Raw genomic sequence first — 16,795 nt, 5'->3', positions numbered from 1 at the left:
GATTGGAAGACCGCTTGCAAGCCATCAGACAGGGAGCGTAACGGGGCTGTTTTGTCAAAAAACAAAGAAGCTGCCGTAATGATGCAGAACCGCCCGAAGCTGCAAAGCAGACTGAAAAAGATTGGAAGACCGCTTGCAAGCCATCAGACAGGGAGCGTAACGGGGCTGTTTTGTCAAAAAACAAAGAAGCTGCCGTGATGATGTAGAGCCGCCCGAAGCCGCAAAGCAGATTGAAAGCGATCGGAAGGCCGCTTGCAAGTGAATATGCAGGATAGGAGGAAGAACATGACAGGAACGGTTTTGTTGGAAAAACAAGATGGCATCGCCGTGATGACACTGAATCGTTCGGAAGCTGCAAACGCATTATCAAAAGAAATGCTTTCGGATATGCATGAAGTTTTATCGGAAATAAAGAAAGACCGGAGTACGCGCGTTGTGATCCTGACCGGCGCCGGGGAAAAAGTGTTTTGCGCCGGAGCGGATTTAAAAGAGCGGAAAGGCATGAACGAGGAAGAGGTGCTGCAGGCCGTACGGAAGATCGGTGCGGTTGTAAATGAAACGGCCGCGCTGCCCCAGCCGGTAATTGCGGCGCTAAACGGGTCGGCATTCGGCGGTGGGCTGGAGCTGGCGCTGGCATGTGATCTTCGCATTGGCGCCCGCGAAGCAAAATACGGGCTTACCGAAACGTCGCTCGCGATCATCCCGGGGGCGGGTGGCACACAGCGGCTGCCAAGACTCATTGGGGTTGGTAAAGCGAAAGAACTGATCTATACGGCGCGACGGCTGACTGCTGAAGAAGCAGCGGCAATCGGCCTGCTCGAATACGCTGTGCCGCGTGCAGCAGTAATCGAAAAAGCGTTTGAACTGGCGGGGGAAATGCAAAAAAACGGCCCCATTGCACTTAGACAGGCAAAAACGGCTATCGATCAAGGGACAGAGACCGGCCTTTCAGCAGGGCTGAAAATCGAAGAACTCGCCTACAACGCGCTCATTCCGACCGAAGACAGGCTCGAGGGCTTGCGGGCATTCGCGGAAAAGCGCACCCCGGTGTATAAAGGGAGGTAATGCAATGGACTACGAAAGCAAAAAAGCAGAAATTTTAAAGGGCGGAAAGGAAAAATACCACCAAAAAAACCGCGAACAGGGCAAATGGTTTGTCCGCGAACGCTTGCGAATGCTGTTGGATGACGGGCTCAAGGCTGAAGACGGGATGTTTGCCAATGTCCTTGCGGGGGACCTGCCGGCAGACGGGGTCGTCACCGGGCTCGGAAAAATCGGCGGCCGCACCGTTTGCGTTATGGCCAATGATTCGACCGTAAAAGCCGGTTCGTGGGGCTGGCGGACGGTCGAAAAAATCATCCGTATCCAGGAGACAGCCGCGAAACTCAACTGCCCGATTTTGTATCTCGTCGATTCCGCAGGCGCACGGATTACCGATCAGATCGAGATGTTCCCGGGCAGAAGAGGAGCAGGGCGGATTTTTTACAACGAGGTGCATTTGTCCGGGAAAGTACCGCAAATTTGCCTCTTGTTCGGGCCGTCTGCTGCCGGCGGGGCGTATATTCCTGCATTTTGCGATATTGTCGTAATGGTCGAGGGCAATGCGTCCATGTACTTAGGCTCGCCGCGGATGGCCGAGATGGTGATCGGTGAAAAAGTGACGCTCGAGCAGATGGGCGGCGCAAAAATGCACTGCACCGTTTCGGGTTGCGGCGATGTGCTAGTGAAAACGGAAGAAGAAGCAATCCGTTATGTGCAAAAATACTTAACCTATTTTCCGGACAATTTTTCCGAAAAACCGGCAAGAACAGAAGCAAAGGCGCCGGCTGCGTTTGAAAAAACGATTGAGGAACTGATCCCGAAAAATGAAAATGCCCCGTTTGACATGTACCAGCTGATCGAGCGGATTGTGGATGAAGATTCGATCTGCGAGATTAAAAAGAAGTTTGCGCCCGAACTGATTACATGTCTCGCCCGGATTGGCGGCCGGCCTGTCGGAATCATTGCGAATCAGCCGCGGGTGAAAGGCGGCGTGCTTTTCCACGACAGCGCCGATAAAGCGGCAAAGTTTATCCATCTTTGTGATGCGTTCCATATTCCGCTTTTGTTTCTCGCGGATGTCCCCGGCTTCATGATCGGGACGCAAGTGGAGCGGGCCGGCATTATCCGCCACGGGGCAAAAATGATTTTTGCGATGAGCGAAGCAACCGTTCCGAAACTGTCCGTCATTGTCCGGAAAGCGTACGGTGCCGGTTTATACGCAATGGCAGGCCCGGCGTTTGAACCGGACTGCTGCATTGCCCTTCCGTCTGCATCGATTGCGGTCATGGGCCCTGAAGCCGCGGTCAATGCCGTATACGCCAATAAAATCGCCGCACTCCCGGAAGAGGAACGGCCGGCATTTTTCGCGGAAAAGCGGGCGGAGTACGTGAAAGACATTGACATTTACCGGCTTGCTTCCGAACTGGTTGTGGATGACGTCGTACCGGGCAATGAACTGCGGGAAGAACTCGAACGTCGGCTTGAAATGTACAGCGGGAAGCAGGAAGACTTTTCAAAACCAAAGCACCCGGTATACCCGGTTTAACATTGAAAAGCAGCTGCAGGGGCGCAGCTGCTTTTCAATACGGCTCCCGGAAAACAAAAATGGCAACGGAAAAAGACCAATGGTGCGCTTTTCTTCCTTAAAACGGGGTATGAATGTATTATCAAATGCCAACGAGGAGGCGCATCTATGGAATTTCGGAAAGCCAATCTGGATGATCTTCATCATTTAATAGAGCTTAGAAAGCAGCAGCAAGTTGCCCAAGGCATCGAACCGAAGACGGACATTGATGCCGATTTGGAAAAGTTTTTTCAAAAGAAATTAAAAGAAGGCTCCATGGTCCAATGGCTTGCGGAAGACGAAGGAGAAATCGTTGCCTGCGGGGCTGTCATTTTTTACGAATTTCCGCCGAGCTATGTGAATAAAAGCGGGAAGAAAGCCTATATTACAAATGTTTATACAAAAGAAGAATACCGCGGCCAGGGGATCGCGAAAGAATTGATGGAAAAACTGGTTGATGAGGTGAAAAAGGCTGGCATCTCCAACATCTGGCTTGGCGCTTCTGAAATGGGCAAGCCGTTGTATGAAAAATTCGGTTTCCAGGAAGTGGATGAATGGATGGAACTGCATTTATGATGAAATGAGAGAATGAGAAAAACCGGTAATCCGATTCCAAATTCTATTTTTCCTTTTCATTTTATTGTGAAGATTATATAATGTTTTAAAGGAGTCGGAAAAAATGTCTGATTTTGTTCACGATACAACTTCCAATGTTTATTCAGATGGAAGCCATGAATATTTAAAAAGTCAATGCCTTAATATTAAAAATAAATTTCAGTTAAAAGATCAGCAGTTAGCTACACTATTTGGGATTTCCGATGAGAAAACTACAAAAATTCTCTCTGGAAAGCCATGCTACTTCGATGAAGGAGAGTTAAAAAGAATCCATTATCGTTTACCGTTTTTAAGTACAGGATTCTCTTTTATAGGCTCAAAAGAGAGAGTGAGAGCGATAATAGATGCTAATTTGATAGAAGATTATAATCTTTCCTATGAAACATTATGTAAATATGCCAATGTGCCTTGTGATGTGCTTAAAGCTTTTTGTGAAGGAAATGATCATATTGATGTTGATCATTTGATGAATATTTGTGTGAATTTGTTAATGCTATCTTTTGTATTAAGACCTGAACTTTAATTCATTGTTTACCGATCAAGTTCCATCCTCGGTTTCTTTTGAGTGCTACTTTGATTTGTCCCAAAAAAACGCTTAGAAAATAAGGCCTTACATTTCCGTGCCTTCCAAAGTGTATTTTTTGAACTTCCCCATTTGCCGGTCTATACTTAAAATGGTAAGGAGGAATGTACGATGTATGAAATTGCCATTATTGGAGCTGGTCCGGCCGGGGCAAGTGCCGCCATTTTTACGGCCAAAGCCGGGAAAAGCACAGTGCTTTTTGATGGTGGCACGAGCGCTACCAAGCGGGCTTTGCTGAAAAATCACTACGGCGTAACAGAAATAACCGGACCAGACCTGGTCGAAACCGGTAAAAAACAGGCAGCGCAATTCGGGGCCGAACTGGTCGACGAAAAAGTCGAATCAATTGAAAAAACGGAAAATGGTTTTACCATTAAAACAGAACAAGGGTCGTACGAAAGCAAATACGTTATTCTTGCAACCGGCATGATTGCAAGCCTCGGGGAAGCCCTTGGCGTCAAAACCAAACCGGCAACAGAACCACGCGTAAAAACCGTTTTTGCAGTGGATGCGCAAGGAAAAACGAATGTCCCGAATGTATGGGCATGCGGCACGGTTGCCGGCGTCTCCATGCACACCATTATCACAGCAGGCGACGGCGCTAAAGTGGCTGTCAACCTCATCAGTGAAATCGACGGCAAACGCTGGGTCGACCACGATGTTTTAGGAAAATAAGCCGTTGTAAACGAACCGGGCAAAATTCCGCCCGGTTTTCGTTTGCTTTTTTTCAATGCGGGCTGGAACTGAAAAGAATTCGTCGCAGATCAAGCATTCTGACATGCTTATTGTTTTTCCAAAATCAAACCACCCACTGCAAAGCCGGGCACTGGGGATGCAGCCGGTACACGCGGGATTCAGGCAATCATCAAACCTTTTTTGCGTAAAGCCGTCTTTCCTATTCCATGGGAGGATTGTTAAAAATGGAATTTATGATTACAATAGATAAAAATATCCAAAAAATAAACCGAATTTTTAAAAAACGGGGAGTTGAGGTTCATGTATCGAATTTTTCAATGTGGATTTGTGATGGCGTTTACAGGACTATGTATGATGTTTTTGGTTCATCTTGTTGATGGTTATTCAACTGTAGAGCTCGGAAACTCGCTGATTAGTCAAATATTATTGATTCCAAGATTTTTTTTGATTTTTGGTATATTATTATTGATTCTCTCTTTCATTATTTGGTTTAGAAATTGGGCGAAATCTAAGGCAAAAAAAATTTCATGAGTTTTAAAGTAGAGTAGGCTTAGTTGGGCCTGCTTTTTTTGCGGCGAGCATCTGTATTCTGAATAAGTGAGGATGTTATTGCGATAAACACGGCTCCCGAAACCAGGAAAACAATCGGGTCAAATTATAATTCCAAAAAACGGTATTAGCCAACAATAGGTATGTTATTTGTAAAATGATTTAGAAAGAATCTGCCAAAATATACCACTATCTTTTCTATTGAATTTATAGTAAAATAAACTGTTAGCACATAGAAAGGAGGCGAACGTCATGGCAAAGAAATCTATGATTGTCAAACAAAAACGTGAGCCGAAATTTAAAGTTCAGGCTTACACACGCTGCGAGCGGTGCGGGCGTCCTCATTCGGTATACCGGAAATTCAAACTTTGCCGCATCTGTTTCCGGGAACTTGCGTATAAAGGCGAGATTCCGGGCGTAAAGAAATCCAGCTGGTAAGCCTTCCCCGCTCCCCTTTTTTCGGGGCACGGGATACATATCCCCGTTCTTTCCGCATCTTTGTAAATTCTTTAATCCCTCTTCATCATAATTTAACAAATCGGTGGTACGCTAAAATCAGCGGGGATGGCAAGCGTGGCCATCATCGGTACACCGCGTAGGCGGAGCGGGTACCTTGATTTCCAGTACAGCCGGCATGTTTACTTGGAAATCCAAAACCTTTCCCTTCTGATTTTTTTAAAAGGAATTTCGGCATGCATGCAGAAATTTTTCTTTTATAGAAAATGAAAAAAGGGGAGGATATTCGAAAACGCCGTCATAGGCAAAACTTTTTATGACGAGAGATGTGTCAAGTTTTTCTCGATTGTGAGATGTTGAAGGCAGGCTTCCAATGCGATCGAGAAAATTTTTATACATAGGAGACCGTTGTCAAAACTGAATAGGTAGATTTTATGCCAACACTCCACTCAATATGCTACTATTAAATCAAAGCATTTGGAACGGAGCAATGGCAATGAACACGAACCAAGACTTTTTTACCCGTAAAAAAGAGGAGTCCGGAATTGTGGTGAATGCAGTGCAGCAAGAGGCCGTAAAGCAAACGGAAGGTCCGCTTTTGCTTTTGGCTTCCCCTGGCTCCGGAAAAACGACAACCGTCATCATGCGGATCGGCTATTTAATTGAAGAAAAAGGGGTGGCGCCTGCACGGATTAAAGCCATTACGTTCAGCCGTGCCGCTGCCGCTGACATGAAAGACCGGTTCCAAAAGCTTTTTCCGAATCTTCCGCCCGTTGATTTTTCAACGATCCACAGCCTTGCTTTTGAACTCGTTCGCGTTTTTTTTCAGACGGACCAATGTCCCTTTCTTGCTGATTGAAGGCGAGGCGGGGCCGTACCATAAGAAAAAAATTTTGCGGGATGTATACAAGGCCATTAACGGGGAGAGGATCACGGAAGACCAGCTGGAGGAACTGCAGACGTATATCAGCTACATCAAAAACAAGATGATCCCGCCTGCAAAATGGGGGAAGATTGCGACAGGTGTGCCGGAAGCTGCCCGGATTTTAAAAGAGTATGAGGCGTTTAAAAAGCAGGGTACCGGACAGCTGCTTCTTGATTTTGATGATATGCTGATATATGCGAATGAAATATTAAGGCGTGATCCGGATCTTCTCCGTATGTATCAGGGGCGTTATGACTATGTGCTGACGGATGAGAGCCAGGATACGTCCATGGTACAGCATGCCATTGTTGAAAAGCTTGTGCGCCGGCATCGCAATTTGTGCGTTGTCGCCGATGATGATCAGTCAATATACAGCTGGCGGGGTGCGGAGCCGTCCTACTTCCTAAATTTTAATAAAGTGTATCCGGATGCGAAAATTTTATTTATGGAACAAAATTACCGGTCATCTCAAGAGGTTGTCACGACTGCCAACCTGTTTATCAAGCGCAACAAGCACCGCTATGATAAAAACATGTTCACGGAAAACCCACCTGCCGGGCCGATTCGGTTTGTGCGCCTGCCAGATTATAAATACCAGGCAAAATATTTGGCCCAGAACATTGTCGTGTCCGAAAATTTTTCGGAAATTGCCGTGCTGTACCGGAACAATATGTCTTCGATTGCCCTGATCAATGAATTTGACCGGGAAGGGATTCCGTTTTATCTCAAAGATACCGACAATCGCTTTTTCTCCCACTGGGTCGTCCAGGATATTTTGAATGTGATGCGGCTTACGTTTACCGATAAACGGGCGGATATCCTCGCGCAGGTCCATTCGAAATTGGACGGTTATATTACGAAACAACAGATGGAAGCGGTAAAGGGGATCCGTAATAACCAGTCTGTTTTTGACAATTTGGTGCGTTATGCAAATTTGAAGGATTACCAGGTCCAAAAAGTGCGTAAAGTAAAGGAGACACTTCGGGAAATGCGGGGCATGCCGCCGCTGGATGCGATTCATGTCATCCGCGGCAGGCTCGGCTATGAAAAAGCACTCGAAAACATGTGCAAGAAATTCGGATTCCGGAAAGAGTATTTGATCGGCGTTTTAAATACGCTCGAAGACATTGCGGATACACTTGTGACAATGGAAGAGTTTGCTGCAAGGCTGAAGCATTTGGCGCACATTTTAAAAACGGCGAAAGGGAACAAAGGCCGGCATGCTGTGACGCTTTCGACGTTCCACAGTTCAAAAGGTTTGGAGTTTGAAAAGGTGTATATGATTGATCTCGTGGATGGGATCATTCCCGGGGACGATGAAAAAGAAAATGATTTACTGATGGAAGAATCGGTCCGTCTTTTTTATGTGGCAATGACGCGCGCGAAAAAGTCGCTGGAAATGGTCAGCTATGAAAAACGCAACGGAAGCCGGACAATGGACTCGCCGTTTGTGGCAGCAGTGAAGGGAATTGTCAACAATGTTGAAAAGGCGGAAAAAACGAAACCAGACATAGAAGTTGTCCGGATCGGCAAAAAGACGGTCTCCATCCCGCAGAACCCGAATGCCATTAAGGATGCATCCGCTTTTGTGGCCGGTAAAAAAATCCGGCACCGTGTGTTTGACCATGGTGAAATTGTAGATATCGATGGCGACACCCTTGCCATCCGGTTTGAAAAACGGATGGTGAAACTGTCTGCTCTCACCTGCATCGAAAAGGGGCTGCTCGAGGAAGCCGATTCGTAATCGTGTGAGGAAAAACGGAAGCGAATATAAAAAATGCCGGGAGATTCCCGGCATTTTTTATACCCCTGACCGCCGTGACAGAGGGAAGGGATTCAGCGATCACGTCCTGTGCCCCTTTTCACTGAATGGGAACGCCCCAGGCCATTTGGATGATTGTAACAAAGGCCCCATCCGGTTGGTGCCACGAGGCCCCGTGCAAATGGGAGCAGAGCCTCCTTGCTGTTTGACAGAATTTCCGATATTACTGCTCGCGGATGCTGTTTTCCTGCAGTTTTCTTTTTTTCCTCCAAATCAGCAGCTGTTCTGTCAAAATGCCGACCACAGATCCAAGGATTAAGCCGTTGTTTAAAAAAGTAGCGATCATCATTGGCAAATGTTCGGTCGCATGAGCCGGCAAAAACATCGCCCCGATTCCGACCAGGAAGGAGATGCCTGCTGTTGTGTGGGCAATCTCTTTGTCCGGGCTTTTTTCAAGATCATTTAAGGCAAGGCCAACCAATTGTGTGAAGACCACAAAGGTAACGGCATAACCAACCGGCGCGGGAATCGCAGACATGATATGCACGAGCGGTGGCAGCAGAGCAATGATGGAAACGAAACAAGCACCATACAAAAATGGTTTCAGCACTTTTATACCGGTTTGTGCAACATAGCCTGCCGCTGCTGCAATCGGAACCGCACCGACAGCGGAAAAGATGCCGGCAAGCAGCTGGTTGATGCCGGATATGAACAGACTGCTCCGCACCCGCTCTTGGCGGACTCCCGTCACATTTCCCATGACGCGCACAGACGTAATCATATTCGCAGTTAACAAAAGCCCGATGAATACACCGGTTGTGACGGCACCGGAATCAAAACGCGGTTTTCCAAAATCAAACACAGCGGGAAGAGAGAACCAGCTTTCCCCAAATGTAATAGCCGGTGCTTCACCGAAAAGCGCGAACAAAATCCAGCCACAAATCAAGCCGAGCATGATCGAATATTGCTTGACCCACGGTTTCTTTACATGGCCAAAATAGAATGTAAGCAATACGGTGACAAGGCTCAAAACGGCAACAAGCGGCCGGACTTCCTGATGGGCACCCGTAATGCCGAGCATCCCTTTCATAAAAGAGCCGCTCAACTGCAGCACCAAAAGCAGCAAATAGATAAATGTTACTACCGGCGTAAACAGTTTATTTAATTGGTCCACAAAGCCGGTAAAAGCGAGTAGAAAGAAAAAGATGCCGGTTACAATCAGTGCGCCTGCCAAATATTGCAGAGATTCAGTGCTTGAACTGTACAAGCTGCCGACAAGCCCTGCATAAATGGCAAACACGCTCCACCACAGCCCGGCCGGCCCTTCATTGATCGGCATTCTGTGGCCGAAAATGCCTTGCAAAAGTCCGCCGATCCCGAGCACAAAAAGCGTCCGCTGCACAAACAGGGCAGTCTCACCCGCACTGAAATGGAAAGCATCCGCAATCGCAATCGGGGCCGCGATCGACCCGGCGATCATAAATGCCATCCACTGCAGCGACGAAATCAATGTTTTCATAGACACACCGTTCTTTCCGTTCAAAAAATGGAAAATACCAGTAAATATAATTATAGCAAAACAGGTTTTACATTTTAAACATAAAACACTTCGCCGACGGGGGAGGGATAGCGGGCATGGCGGACAGCGGCATAAACAGGGGTTGCAAACCGGACGGGGCGCGGGTTAAGCCATGTTTTTTGCCTCTATTTAAATGATATATATGTGGCAGGGGCTAAGCTATGTTTGGATCCGCAAAAAATTTCTGATCGATCTTCATGCAGAACGCTTTTTGTATGAACTTGTCACTAAAAGAGTTTGCGGCTGCCTTCACTTAGGCGTGCTATCTCGAAAAAAGTTATGATGGATAATTTTTGCTGGTGCTGTGTGGTAGCGACATGGCCGGTTATGTTAAGGAATCGAGCAAAAAAGGTGTTGTTCCTTAACATAGAGGCCGTCTATGTTGAGGAAGCGAGGTCAAAAGGCGTTGTTCCTTAACATAGAGCCCGTCTACGTAAAGGAAGCGAGCGAAAAAGGTGCTGTTTCTTAACATAGAGCCCGTCTACGTAAAGGAAGCAAGCAAAAAAGACGTTGTTTCTTAACATAGAGTGCGTCTACATTAAGGAAGCGAGGTAAAAAGACATTGTTCCTTAACATAGAGGCCGTCTACGTTAAGAAAGTTCGGTAAAAAGATGTTGTTTCTTAACATAGAGGTCGTCTACGTAAAGGAAGCGCGGTAAAAAGACGTTGTTTCTTAACATAGAGCGCCTCTACATTAAGGAAGCGAGCAAAAAAGGCACTGTTCCTTCAAATAGAAGCGTCTATGTTCATTCTTTGCCAAAATTTGTTTGGGTAAAAACAATCCGGGCAATGGATCCCTTGCCCGAAAACATTCCTTATTCTGTGACGCTTACGCTGGCGCTGGCAACTGCCCGTTTGTGTCTTCTGATTGTATAGAAAATGAGGATGGCCCATATTGCCGCAATGGCTGTATAGGTAACGCCGTACCAGCCGCTACCGGCGCCCGCCATTTTTAATAAAGTTTGCACGTTGCTGAACACAATCATGCCGCTGACAATGACAGCCAGCAAATGAGCCGGCAGGATTTTAACCAGATAGGCTGCAATCGGCGCGGCGATCAGGCCGCCAAGCATGAGGGCGATCGTCCAAATCCAGTTAATTTGCATAGCGCCGAGGGATAAGAGGAAACCGATGCTTGATGCCAAGGATACAGCAAATTCACTAGTATCCACCGAGCCGATCACTTTCCGCGGTTCGATGTCATTTCTGGACAGCAAAGCCGGTGTGGCGATAGGGCCCCAGCCGCCGCCCCCCGTTGCATCAAAAAATCCTGCGACAAAGCCAAGTGGGATAAAAAATATGTTTGACCTGGTTTGCTTTTTGACTTTCGACGCCCCGCGCGTATTGAACAGAAACCGGGTAAGAATATAGAGGCCAAGGGCGATCAGAAAAATAGAAATGTACGGTTTTAATGTGCTTGCAGGAAGATGGCTAAGCACGGTTGCCCCGAGAAAGGCGCCGACAGCTCCAGGTACAACCAGTTTCCAAATGATCCCTTTATCGACATTCCCAAATTTCATATGTGAAACTCCGGAAGCCGCCGTTGTAAAAACTTCCGCCAAATGCACAGAAGCTGACGCGACAGCCGGCGCAATCCCGAAAGCTAGCAAAAGTGAGGTTGAAGTCACCCCGTAACCCATTCCAAGAGATCCATCCACCAATTGCGCGGCAAGGCCGACAAGTGCTAAGACAATTAATTTTTGCATGTTCATGTTCCCCGCTTTCTTCATCCATAAATTTGATTCATCCTGATGTAGAGGAATTATACGCATCAGGGCCTATCCTGGTTCAAACGGCCGGCCTTGCAGAAATAAAAAATCTTTCCGCCATTTTTACGGAAAGACAGCGAGTAAAGGATAAGCGCTTATCTTCCAAAATGGTACCCATTTTGCTGGAATTGGCACCTTGCTGCTCGCTGCAGGTTGCCGGACTTCATAGGGCCAGATCCCTCCGTCGCTCTTGATAAGTTATTTGTTGTTTAAAATTTTATCAGAAAATAAATGGAAGTCAATATAATTATTTCAAGTTTTTTTATCGGATTTATACGAATGGGGGGATAAAGAAAAAAACTTCCCATCAGATCACGCTCTGTCGGGAGTTTTTTTCTTTACGCTGGATTGGTTTTAAAAAGCAGGTCATCAGGATCAGGCGGGGCATCATGGCCGCTTTCATTTGCTTCACAAAACGAAAAAGAGTCCAAACGGGTTAGCAGGCCGTCCCATTCTGGCAGTTTGTACGAGCTGCACACCCGTGCCTGCCCCCTTCCCGCCCAGAAAACGGTTTAATCAACCCCGCTTGTTTGTGCCCGCTTATCGCACAGTTGATTTCTGTCCTTTCCCTGCCTAAGGGAACCGGTTTTATCAACACAGCCGGCTGGAGCCTATTCCTTTGCTTTAATTCTCAGTGACAAGACGACGAGCACGATTAAAATAGCGAGGCAGACGCTTGTTCCAATCGGGTTGCCTCCGCCCAGCAAAAAGGACAGGAAAATGCCTGCCAGTGCAAGCAGCGCAATCCAGACCATGAAAGGATACCCTTTTACACGGAAGGAAGGCAATTTTGCATACGACTTCCGGAGTCGCAGTTCGGCTGCACAGATGGCGATCCAAACAAGGACGACGGTAAATCCCGGAATGGTCATCAAATAGCTGATGACCTCATCCGGCGTAAGATAGGCCAGAATCACGCCGGCTAAAATAAACAGCGAGGTCAGCAAAATACTGATCAGCGGGACGCCTTTCCGGGAAATTTTTAAAAAGGCGCGTGGCGCTTCTCCGGACTGCGCCATGTTAAACAGTGTGCGCGAAGTGGCATAAATGCCGGAATTGGCGGCAGAAAGAACGGCCGTCAAGAGCACAAAATTCATCACATGGGCGGCAGCGGGGATCCCTGTGCGGCTGAATACCTGTACAAACGGGCTTTCCACGGAAGAAACCTGGTTCCATGGGATAATGCCGCAAATGACCAGGATTGGCAAAATATAAAAAAGCATGACGCGGACAACGGTCTGTTTAATGACACGCGGCAACACTTTCTCGCTGTCTTTTGTTTCCGAAACGGTAACACCGATCAGTTCCGCGCCGCCGTATGAAAACATAACGATCAGAAAAGCGCTGAACGTACCGTGAAGCCCGTTCGGGAAAAAACCGCCGTGCGCGGTATAGTTAGACACCGTGGAAGATGTCCCGGGGAATAAACCGAATAAAATCAGAGCACCAAGCAGGATAAAAACGATCAACGTGATGATTTTAATGCCGGCAATCCAAAATTCAAATTCGCCGTAGTACTTCACTTCAATTAAATTGATGCCGACCACGAAAGCAGCACAGAGCAAACTGAGTAGCCATAGTGGCGCTTGGGGAACCCAGAATTGCAGGAAGCTCCCGGCTGCAAGCAGTTCCACAACTGTAACAATGACCCAGTTGATCCAGTACAGCCAGCCAATAATGAAAGAAACCCGGCTGCCGAACGCTTTGTGGATCAGATTTTGGACGTTGAGGCCGGGGTGGACGAGTGCCATTTCCCCAAGTGCTGACATGACAATGAATAAAAGTGCGCCGCCGATCAGGTAAGAAACGGCAACACTCGGGCCGGCAAGGCTGACGGTATCGGAGCTGCCTTTAAAAATGCCGGTTCCGATCATCCCGGCCAATGCGATGAACTGGACATGCCTTGGTGATAAGCCTTTTTGCAAATGATGTTGGTTTTTCTCCATTTCTATCAATCTCACTTTTCTGTTTTAGATAAACGCTTTTCAGTGCTAAAGCATTTATTCTATTTTAGCAGAAAAAAAGGAATATTGATATACAAAAAAATGGAATCGCCGGATGACAGATGTACCCGCATTTCACCAAAGCAAAATGTAAAAAAACGACGGGGCACCACTCATCGTAGCAACTCGCCGTTCTGTTTAATATGTGTCCCGGGATGGTTGCCGAAGCGCTGAATATCCATATTTAGCATGTCGTTCTGTTTAATTTTTGCTCCGGGATGGGCCGGAAGCAGAGGAAAATGCGCAGACGTGCCCTCTTTTCTGCTTACTTTTTATCAAACCCTTGGCGTTCTACAAATTCCTTCATAAAAACGCGCGATGGTTCTTTGAAAAATTGTGCCATTTGGCCTGTCCAGGTATCGTTCCTTTTTCCGTTTGTGCGTTTTGTATAATATTGCGAAACCGTTTCATTGTATTCCTTCAGATCGCGCAAAAGACGTTCATCAGCCGGATATTCATCTTCGAAATAAACATGCTCAGCCGCCATGCGTGGTTTTTTCGCAGACGGATCGGCCGGATAGCCGATTGTCATTGCAAATAGCGGAAGGACATATTGCGGGATTTTCAAAAGTTCGGCCACTTCTGGCAGCCTGTTGCGCAAGCCACCGACATAACAAATGCCAAGCCCCATCGATTCCGCAGCGAGCGCGGCATTTTGCGCAGCCAGTGCCGTGTCGATGAGCGCGACCATAAATTTTTCCGTTGTCTCAAGTGTATCTTGCGCCTCTACGCCTTCCATTTGTGCCGCAAGTTCATGTTTATGGAGATCGGCACAGAAAATGAGCAGATGGCCGCATGTTCCGACATGTCGGTTCCCGGTCAGTTCTGCTAATCTTTGCTTCCGCCCGGGATCCTGAATGCCAAGAATCGTATAGGCCTGGACGAAATGAGAAGTGGCGGCTGCCTGCGCGGATTCCACAATCAGGCGGATTTGTTCATCGGATAGCGGCCGGTCTTCATAATGGCGGATCGACCGGTGATTGAGAATCGTTTCAATGATGGTATTCATTCCTTTACACTCCTGTCTTTGGTGAGTCCACTGTATGTTCAAATATAGCACAGAAAAAAACGGCCGGCATGAAAGGTGCTTGTTGTCCAGCATGGCCACGATGATCTGCCAAAAAATATTTTGATTAAGGCTAAATTAACCTATTTTCGCTTCGGTATACCCAAATTGAACTTCGAGTATGTTCATGCGAGGGGCGGAAGAACATTTTACCCTTCTCCATTATTTATATATCCGCCTTTATGATGCCGGGAGCAGAAGCTAGTGAAGGCGTTCGATTTCATTTTGCACAAACGTAACTCTCTCATGCTGCTATATCGCGCCGGCCGATCCTTCCGAAGTTCCGGAATTTCCGTCCGATGAAAAGAAAAACACTGCAACCCTGATCCGGAGGGCTGCAGTGTTTTTTGCTATTCGAAATTAAGCTGATAGTCTTCTGATTTGATCATCTTTAATTTTTTTGAAAAAACATAAATGAATCCGACATTTAAGATAAACGGCAGCACAAAGAAAGTGCTCAGCATAATGGCAATATTTTTCGCAGTCCAGCCGCCTTCAGCAAGATGCATGAAATTGAGCGGGCCGACTAAGCCCGACAACCCGAATCCTGCACTGTAAGGCGTGCCCTGAATATGAAAGACGCCGGCAAGCGCACCGAGAACGGCAGCAGTGATGAGCATCGGGAAAGCAATTTTCGGTTTCATAAAGAAGTTTCGCATCTGAATTTTCGGCGAGCCAAGTACATGGGCAAGGGCGGTACCGAGCGAGTTGGCTTTATAGCTGGCGATGGCAAGCCCGACCCCGGCGGCACAAATGCCAAGATTTGCCGCCCCTGAACTGACACCTGAAAGCATAATAACGGTTGCTACGCCGACTGTTGAAATCGGCGATAAAATAATCAGGCAAAAAATGACGGCAATAATGGCGCCCATTACGACAGGCTGCATGCTTGTCACATGTGCCACCCCGACGCCGACCAGCCCGGTAGCCGCTTTAATAAATGGCAAAATTGCAAGTCCGATCATGCCCGGTATTAAAATACTCAATGTCGGGACCAGGAGGATGGAATAAGCCTTTAACCTTGTTCCGACCCACTTGACGAATAAAACCGCCAATGCCGCTGTAATCCCTGTATTGATGACAATCCCGATCCCGTTTAAAGCAAATGCGCCGGCAGCCGTTTTCTGGATCGCGCCGCTCCCAACCATTGCGGCAATGCCGACACTTGCAATTTGGATCGGTGTCAATTGAAAGGTAATGCCGACCATAACGCCAATCAATACAGGGAGCATGCTCATGATGATAACGGTTGCATCCACAACATGCTGCAAATAAGGCGCATGCGGGATAATCAGTTTCAATATCTCCCCGAGTAAGGCGTTTGGGATCAGAGAAACGACAATGCCTATGCTCATTCCGTTTAACAGTTTGCTAAAGAAATCTTTCATTATTGGAAGCCCCCATTTTGTTTTGACCTCGCTGCTGACGCTGCCGGATAAGCGCCGATGCTTGTCTGTTTGCGTATGATTATATAAAACATTCAGATTATAGTCAACAAAAATTTTTAATACTTTACCGCGTGTGTGCACATATGCATAAAAGTACTAAAAAGCATATAAAATGAACTTAAGTTTTTCGTGCCAAAATCAATTACGATCAGGATAGACATTGCTTTTGGCAACACATAAAGAAGTAATAATGTTTAGTTCAGCTTATATATAGGGCTTGCTAAATAAGCAAAATTCCTAGATTTGGTAGGAATGCTGACAGCTTTGGCAAAAATTTAATACAAAGGGTTTTATAAAAAATCCAGGGAAAAGCTTGCACTTGAAAGCTGATTCAATGAATAGAGAAGACAGAATCGCATTTTCGAAGATGGCTTCTTCTATATTTTTAGACAGATCTTGCTGACAAACTCAGAATCGGAATCGGGGGTTCAGCAAGCCCTAACATGACGCCCTCTATGTGAAGGAAGGCCTTCATTTTTTCGCGCTTCCTTAACGTAGACGGGCTCTATGTAAAGAAAGGGCTTCGTTTTTGCATGCTTCCTTAACATAGAAGGGCTCTATGTGAAGGAAGGCCGTCATTTTTGCACGCTTCCTTAACGTAGACGGGCTCTATGTGAAGAAAGGCCTTCGTTTTTCCGCGCTTCCTTAACGTAGACGAACTTTATGTGAAGGAAGGCCGTCATTTTTGCACGCTTCCTTAACGTAGACGGGCTCTATGTGAAGAAAGGCCTTCGTTTTT

At 46.9% G+C, this 16,795-nt stretch carries 12 protein-coding genes, 1 pseudogene and 1 riboswitch; of the genes and pseudogenes, 8 read left to right on the top strand and 5 right to left on the bottom strand.

The features are described 5' to 3' along the window. The 8 genes and pseudogenes from NFR98_RS14400 to NFR98_RS14365 all read left to right on the top strand — a co-directional run. Nucleotides 1-198: hypothetical protein (locus NFR98_RS14400; RefSeq protein ID WP_251460450.1), on the top strand; the 198-nt coding region annotated here is incomplete at its 5' end. Between the two features lie 87 nt (nucleotides 199-285). Further along, nucleotides 286-1,065, top strand: a complete 780-nt coding sequence (locus tag NFR98_RS14395) for an enoyl-CoA hydratase (RefSeq protein WP_014097145.1) — start codon at nucleotides 286-288, stop codon at nucleotides 1,063-1,065. A 4-nt stretch (nucleotides 1,066-1,069) separates the two neighbouring features. After that, the gene (locus NFR98_RS14390; RefSeq protein WP_014097146.1) at nucleotides 1,070-2,587 is read left to right on the top strand and encodes an acyl-CoA carboxylase subunit beta; all 1,518 of its coding nucleotides are present in this window, start codon (nucleotides 1,070-1,072) and stop codon (nucleotides 2,585-2,587) included. A gap of 147 nt (nucleotides 2,588-2,734) precedes the next feature. Continuing rightward, complete coding sequence (locus tag NFR98_RS14385; RefSeq protein ID WP_251460448.1) at nucleotides 2,735-3,181, top strand: GNAT family N-acetyltransferase; 447 nt, start codon at nucleotides 2,735-2,737, stop codon at nucleotides 3,179-3,181. 103 nt (nucleotides 3,182-3,284) lie between these two features. Beyond that, nucleotides 3,285-3,743: an HTH domain-containing protein gene (locus NFR98_RS14380; protein ID WP_251460446.1), complete on the top strand. Its 459-nt coding sequence runs from the start codon at nucleotides 3,285-3,287 to the stop codon at nucleotides 3,741-3,743. A gap of 171 nt (nucleotides 3,744-3,914) precedes the next feature. Beyond that, nucleotides 3,915-4,478 carry an FAD-dependent oxidoreductase gene (locus NFR98_RS14375; protein WP_035188636.1) on the top strand — a complete coding sequence of 188 codons (564 nt, stop codon included), beginning with the start codon at nucleotides 3,915-3,917 and terminating at the stop codon, nucleotides 4,476-4,478. An 822-nt stretch (nucleotides 4,479-5,300) separates the two neighbouring features. Continuing rightward, nucleotides 5,301-5,486 (top strand): type Z 30S ribosomal protein S14, encoded by a 186-nt coding sequence (locus NFR98_RS14370; protein WP_013860453.1) that lies wholly within the window; start codon nucleotides 5,301-5,303, stop codon nucleotides 5,484-5,486. A 514-nt stretch (nucleotides 5,487-6,000) separates the two neighbouring features. After that, nucleotides 6,001-8,173, top strand: a pseudogene (locus NFR98_RS14365) (ATP-dependent helicase). A 241-nt stretch (nucleotides 8,174-8,414) separates the two neighbouring features. Here NFR98_RS14365 and NFR98_RS14360 read toward each other — a convergent pair. From NFR98_RS14360 to NFR98_RS14340, 5 genes are all read right to left on the bottom strand, one after another. Next, complete coding sequence (locus tag NFR98_RS14360) at nucleotides 8,415-9,710, bottom strand: purine/pyrimidine permease (RefSeq protein ID WP_251460452.1); 1,296 nt, start codon at nucleotides 9,708-9,710, stop codon at nucleotides 8,415-8,417. A gap of 875 nt (nucleotides 9,711-10,585) precedes the next feature. Beyond that, nucleotides 10,586-11,542, bottom strand: a complete 957-nt coding sequence (locus NFR98_RS14355; RefSeq protein ID WP_251460444.1) for a sulfite exporter TauE/SafE family protein — start codon at nucleotides 11,540-11,542, stop codon at nucleotides 10,586-10,588. A gap of 89 nt (nucleotides 11,543-11,631) precedes the next feature. Continuing rightward, nucleotides 11,632-11,739: riboswitch (SAM riboswitch) on the bottom strand. Between the two features lie 411 nt (nucleotides 11,740-12,150). Then, the gene (locus NFR98_RS14350) at nucleotides 12,151-13,485 is read right to left on the bottom strand and encodes an amino acid permease (RefSeq protein WP_046720918.1); all 1,335 of its coding nucleotides are present in this window, start codon (nucleotides 13,483-13,485) and stop codon (nucleotides 12,151-12,153) included. A gap of 322 nt (nucleotides 13,486-13,807) precedes the next feature. After that, complete coding sequence (gene nfsA, locus NFR98_RS14345; RefSeq protein WP_017552088.1) at nucleotides 13,808-14,551, bottom strand: oxygen-insensitive NADPH nitroreductase; 744 nt, start codon at nucleotides 14,549-14,551, stop codon at nucleotides 13,808-13,810. 407 nt (nucleotides 14,552-14,958) lie between these two features. Next, nucleotides 14,959-15,996 (bottom strand): PTS sugar transporter subunit IIC, encoded by a 1,038-nt coding sequence (locus NFR98_RS14340; RefSeq protein WP_014097169.1) that lies wholly within the window; start codon nucleotides 15,994-15,996, stop codon nucleotides 14,959-14,961. Nucleotides 15,997-16,795 lie beyond the last annotated feature (799 nt).

The organism is Weizmannia agrestimuris, assembly GCF_943193165.1.
GTDB classification, from domain to species: Bacteria; Bacillota; Bacilli; order Bacillales; family Bacillaceae_C; genus Weizmannia; species Weizmannia faecalis.
The sequence above is the reverse complement of the archived record's forward strand: the minus strand, read 5'-3'. Positions and strand labels throughout refer to the sequence as shown.

Excerpts from the sequence above, each read along its gene's own strand:
- NFR98_RS14360 (WP_251460452.1), bottom strand. The coding sequence starts at position 9,710 with ATGAAAACATTGATTTCGTCGCTGCAGTGGATGGCATTTATGATCGCC.
- nfsA (WP_017552088.1), bottom strand. The coding sequence starts at position 14,551 with ATGAATACCATCATTGAAACGATTCTCAATCACCGGTCGATCCGCCAT.
- NFR98_RS14390 (WP_014097146.1), top strand. The coding sequence starts at position 1,070 with ATGGACTACGAAAGCAAAAAAGCAGAAATTTTAAAGGGCGGAAAGGAA.
- NFR98_RS14340 (WP_014097169.1), bottom strand. The coding sequence starts at position 15,996 with ATGAAAGATTTCTTTAGCAAACTGTTAAACGGAATGAGCATAGGCATT.
- NFR98_RS14375 (WP_035188636.1), top strand. The coding sequence starts at position 3,915 with ATGTATGAAATTGCCATTATTGGAGCTGGTCCGGCCGGGGCAAGTGCC.
- NFR98_RS14380 (WP_251460446.1), top strand. The coding sequence starts at position 3,285 with ATGTCTGATTTTGTTCACGATACAACTTCCAATGTTTATTCAGATGGA.
- NFR98_RS14370 (WP_013860453.1), top strand. The coding sequence starts at position 5,301 with ATGGCAAAGAAATCTATGATTGTCAAACAAAAACGTGAGCCGAAATTT.
- NFR98_RS14385 (WP_251460448.1), top strand. The coding sequence starts at position 2,735 with ATGGAATTTCGGAAAGCCAATCTGGATGATCTTCATCATTTAATAGAG.
- NFR98_RS14355 (WP_251460444.1), bottom strand. The coding sequence starts at position 11,542 with ATGCGTATAATTCCTCTACATCAGGATGAATCAAATTTATGGATGAAG.
- NFR98_RS14350 (WP_046720918.1), bottom strand. The coding sequence starts at position 13,485 with ATGGAGAAAAACCAACATCATTTGCAAAAAGGCTTATCACCAAGGCAT.
- NFR98_RS14395 (WP_014097145.1), top strand. The coding sequence starts at position 286 with ATGACAGGAACGGTTTTGTTGGAAAAACAAGATGGCATCGCCGTGATG.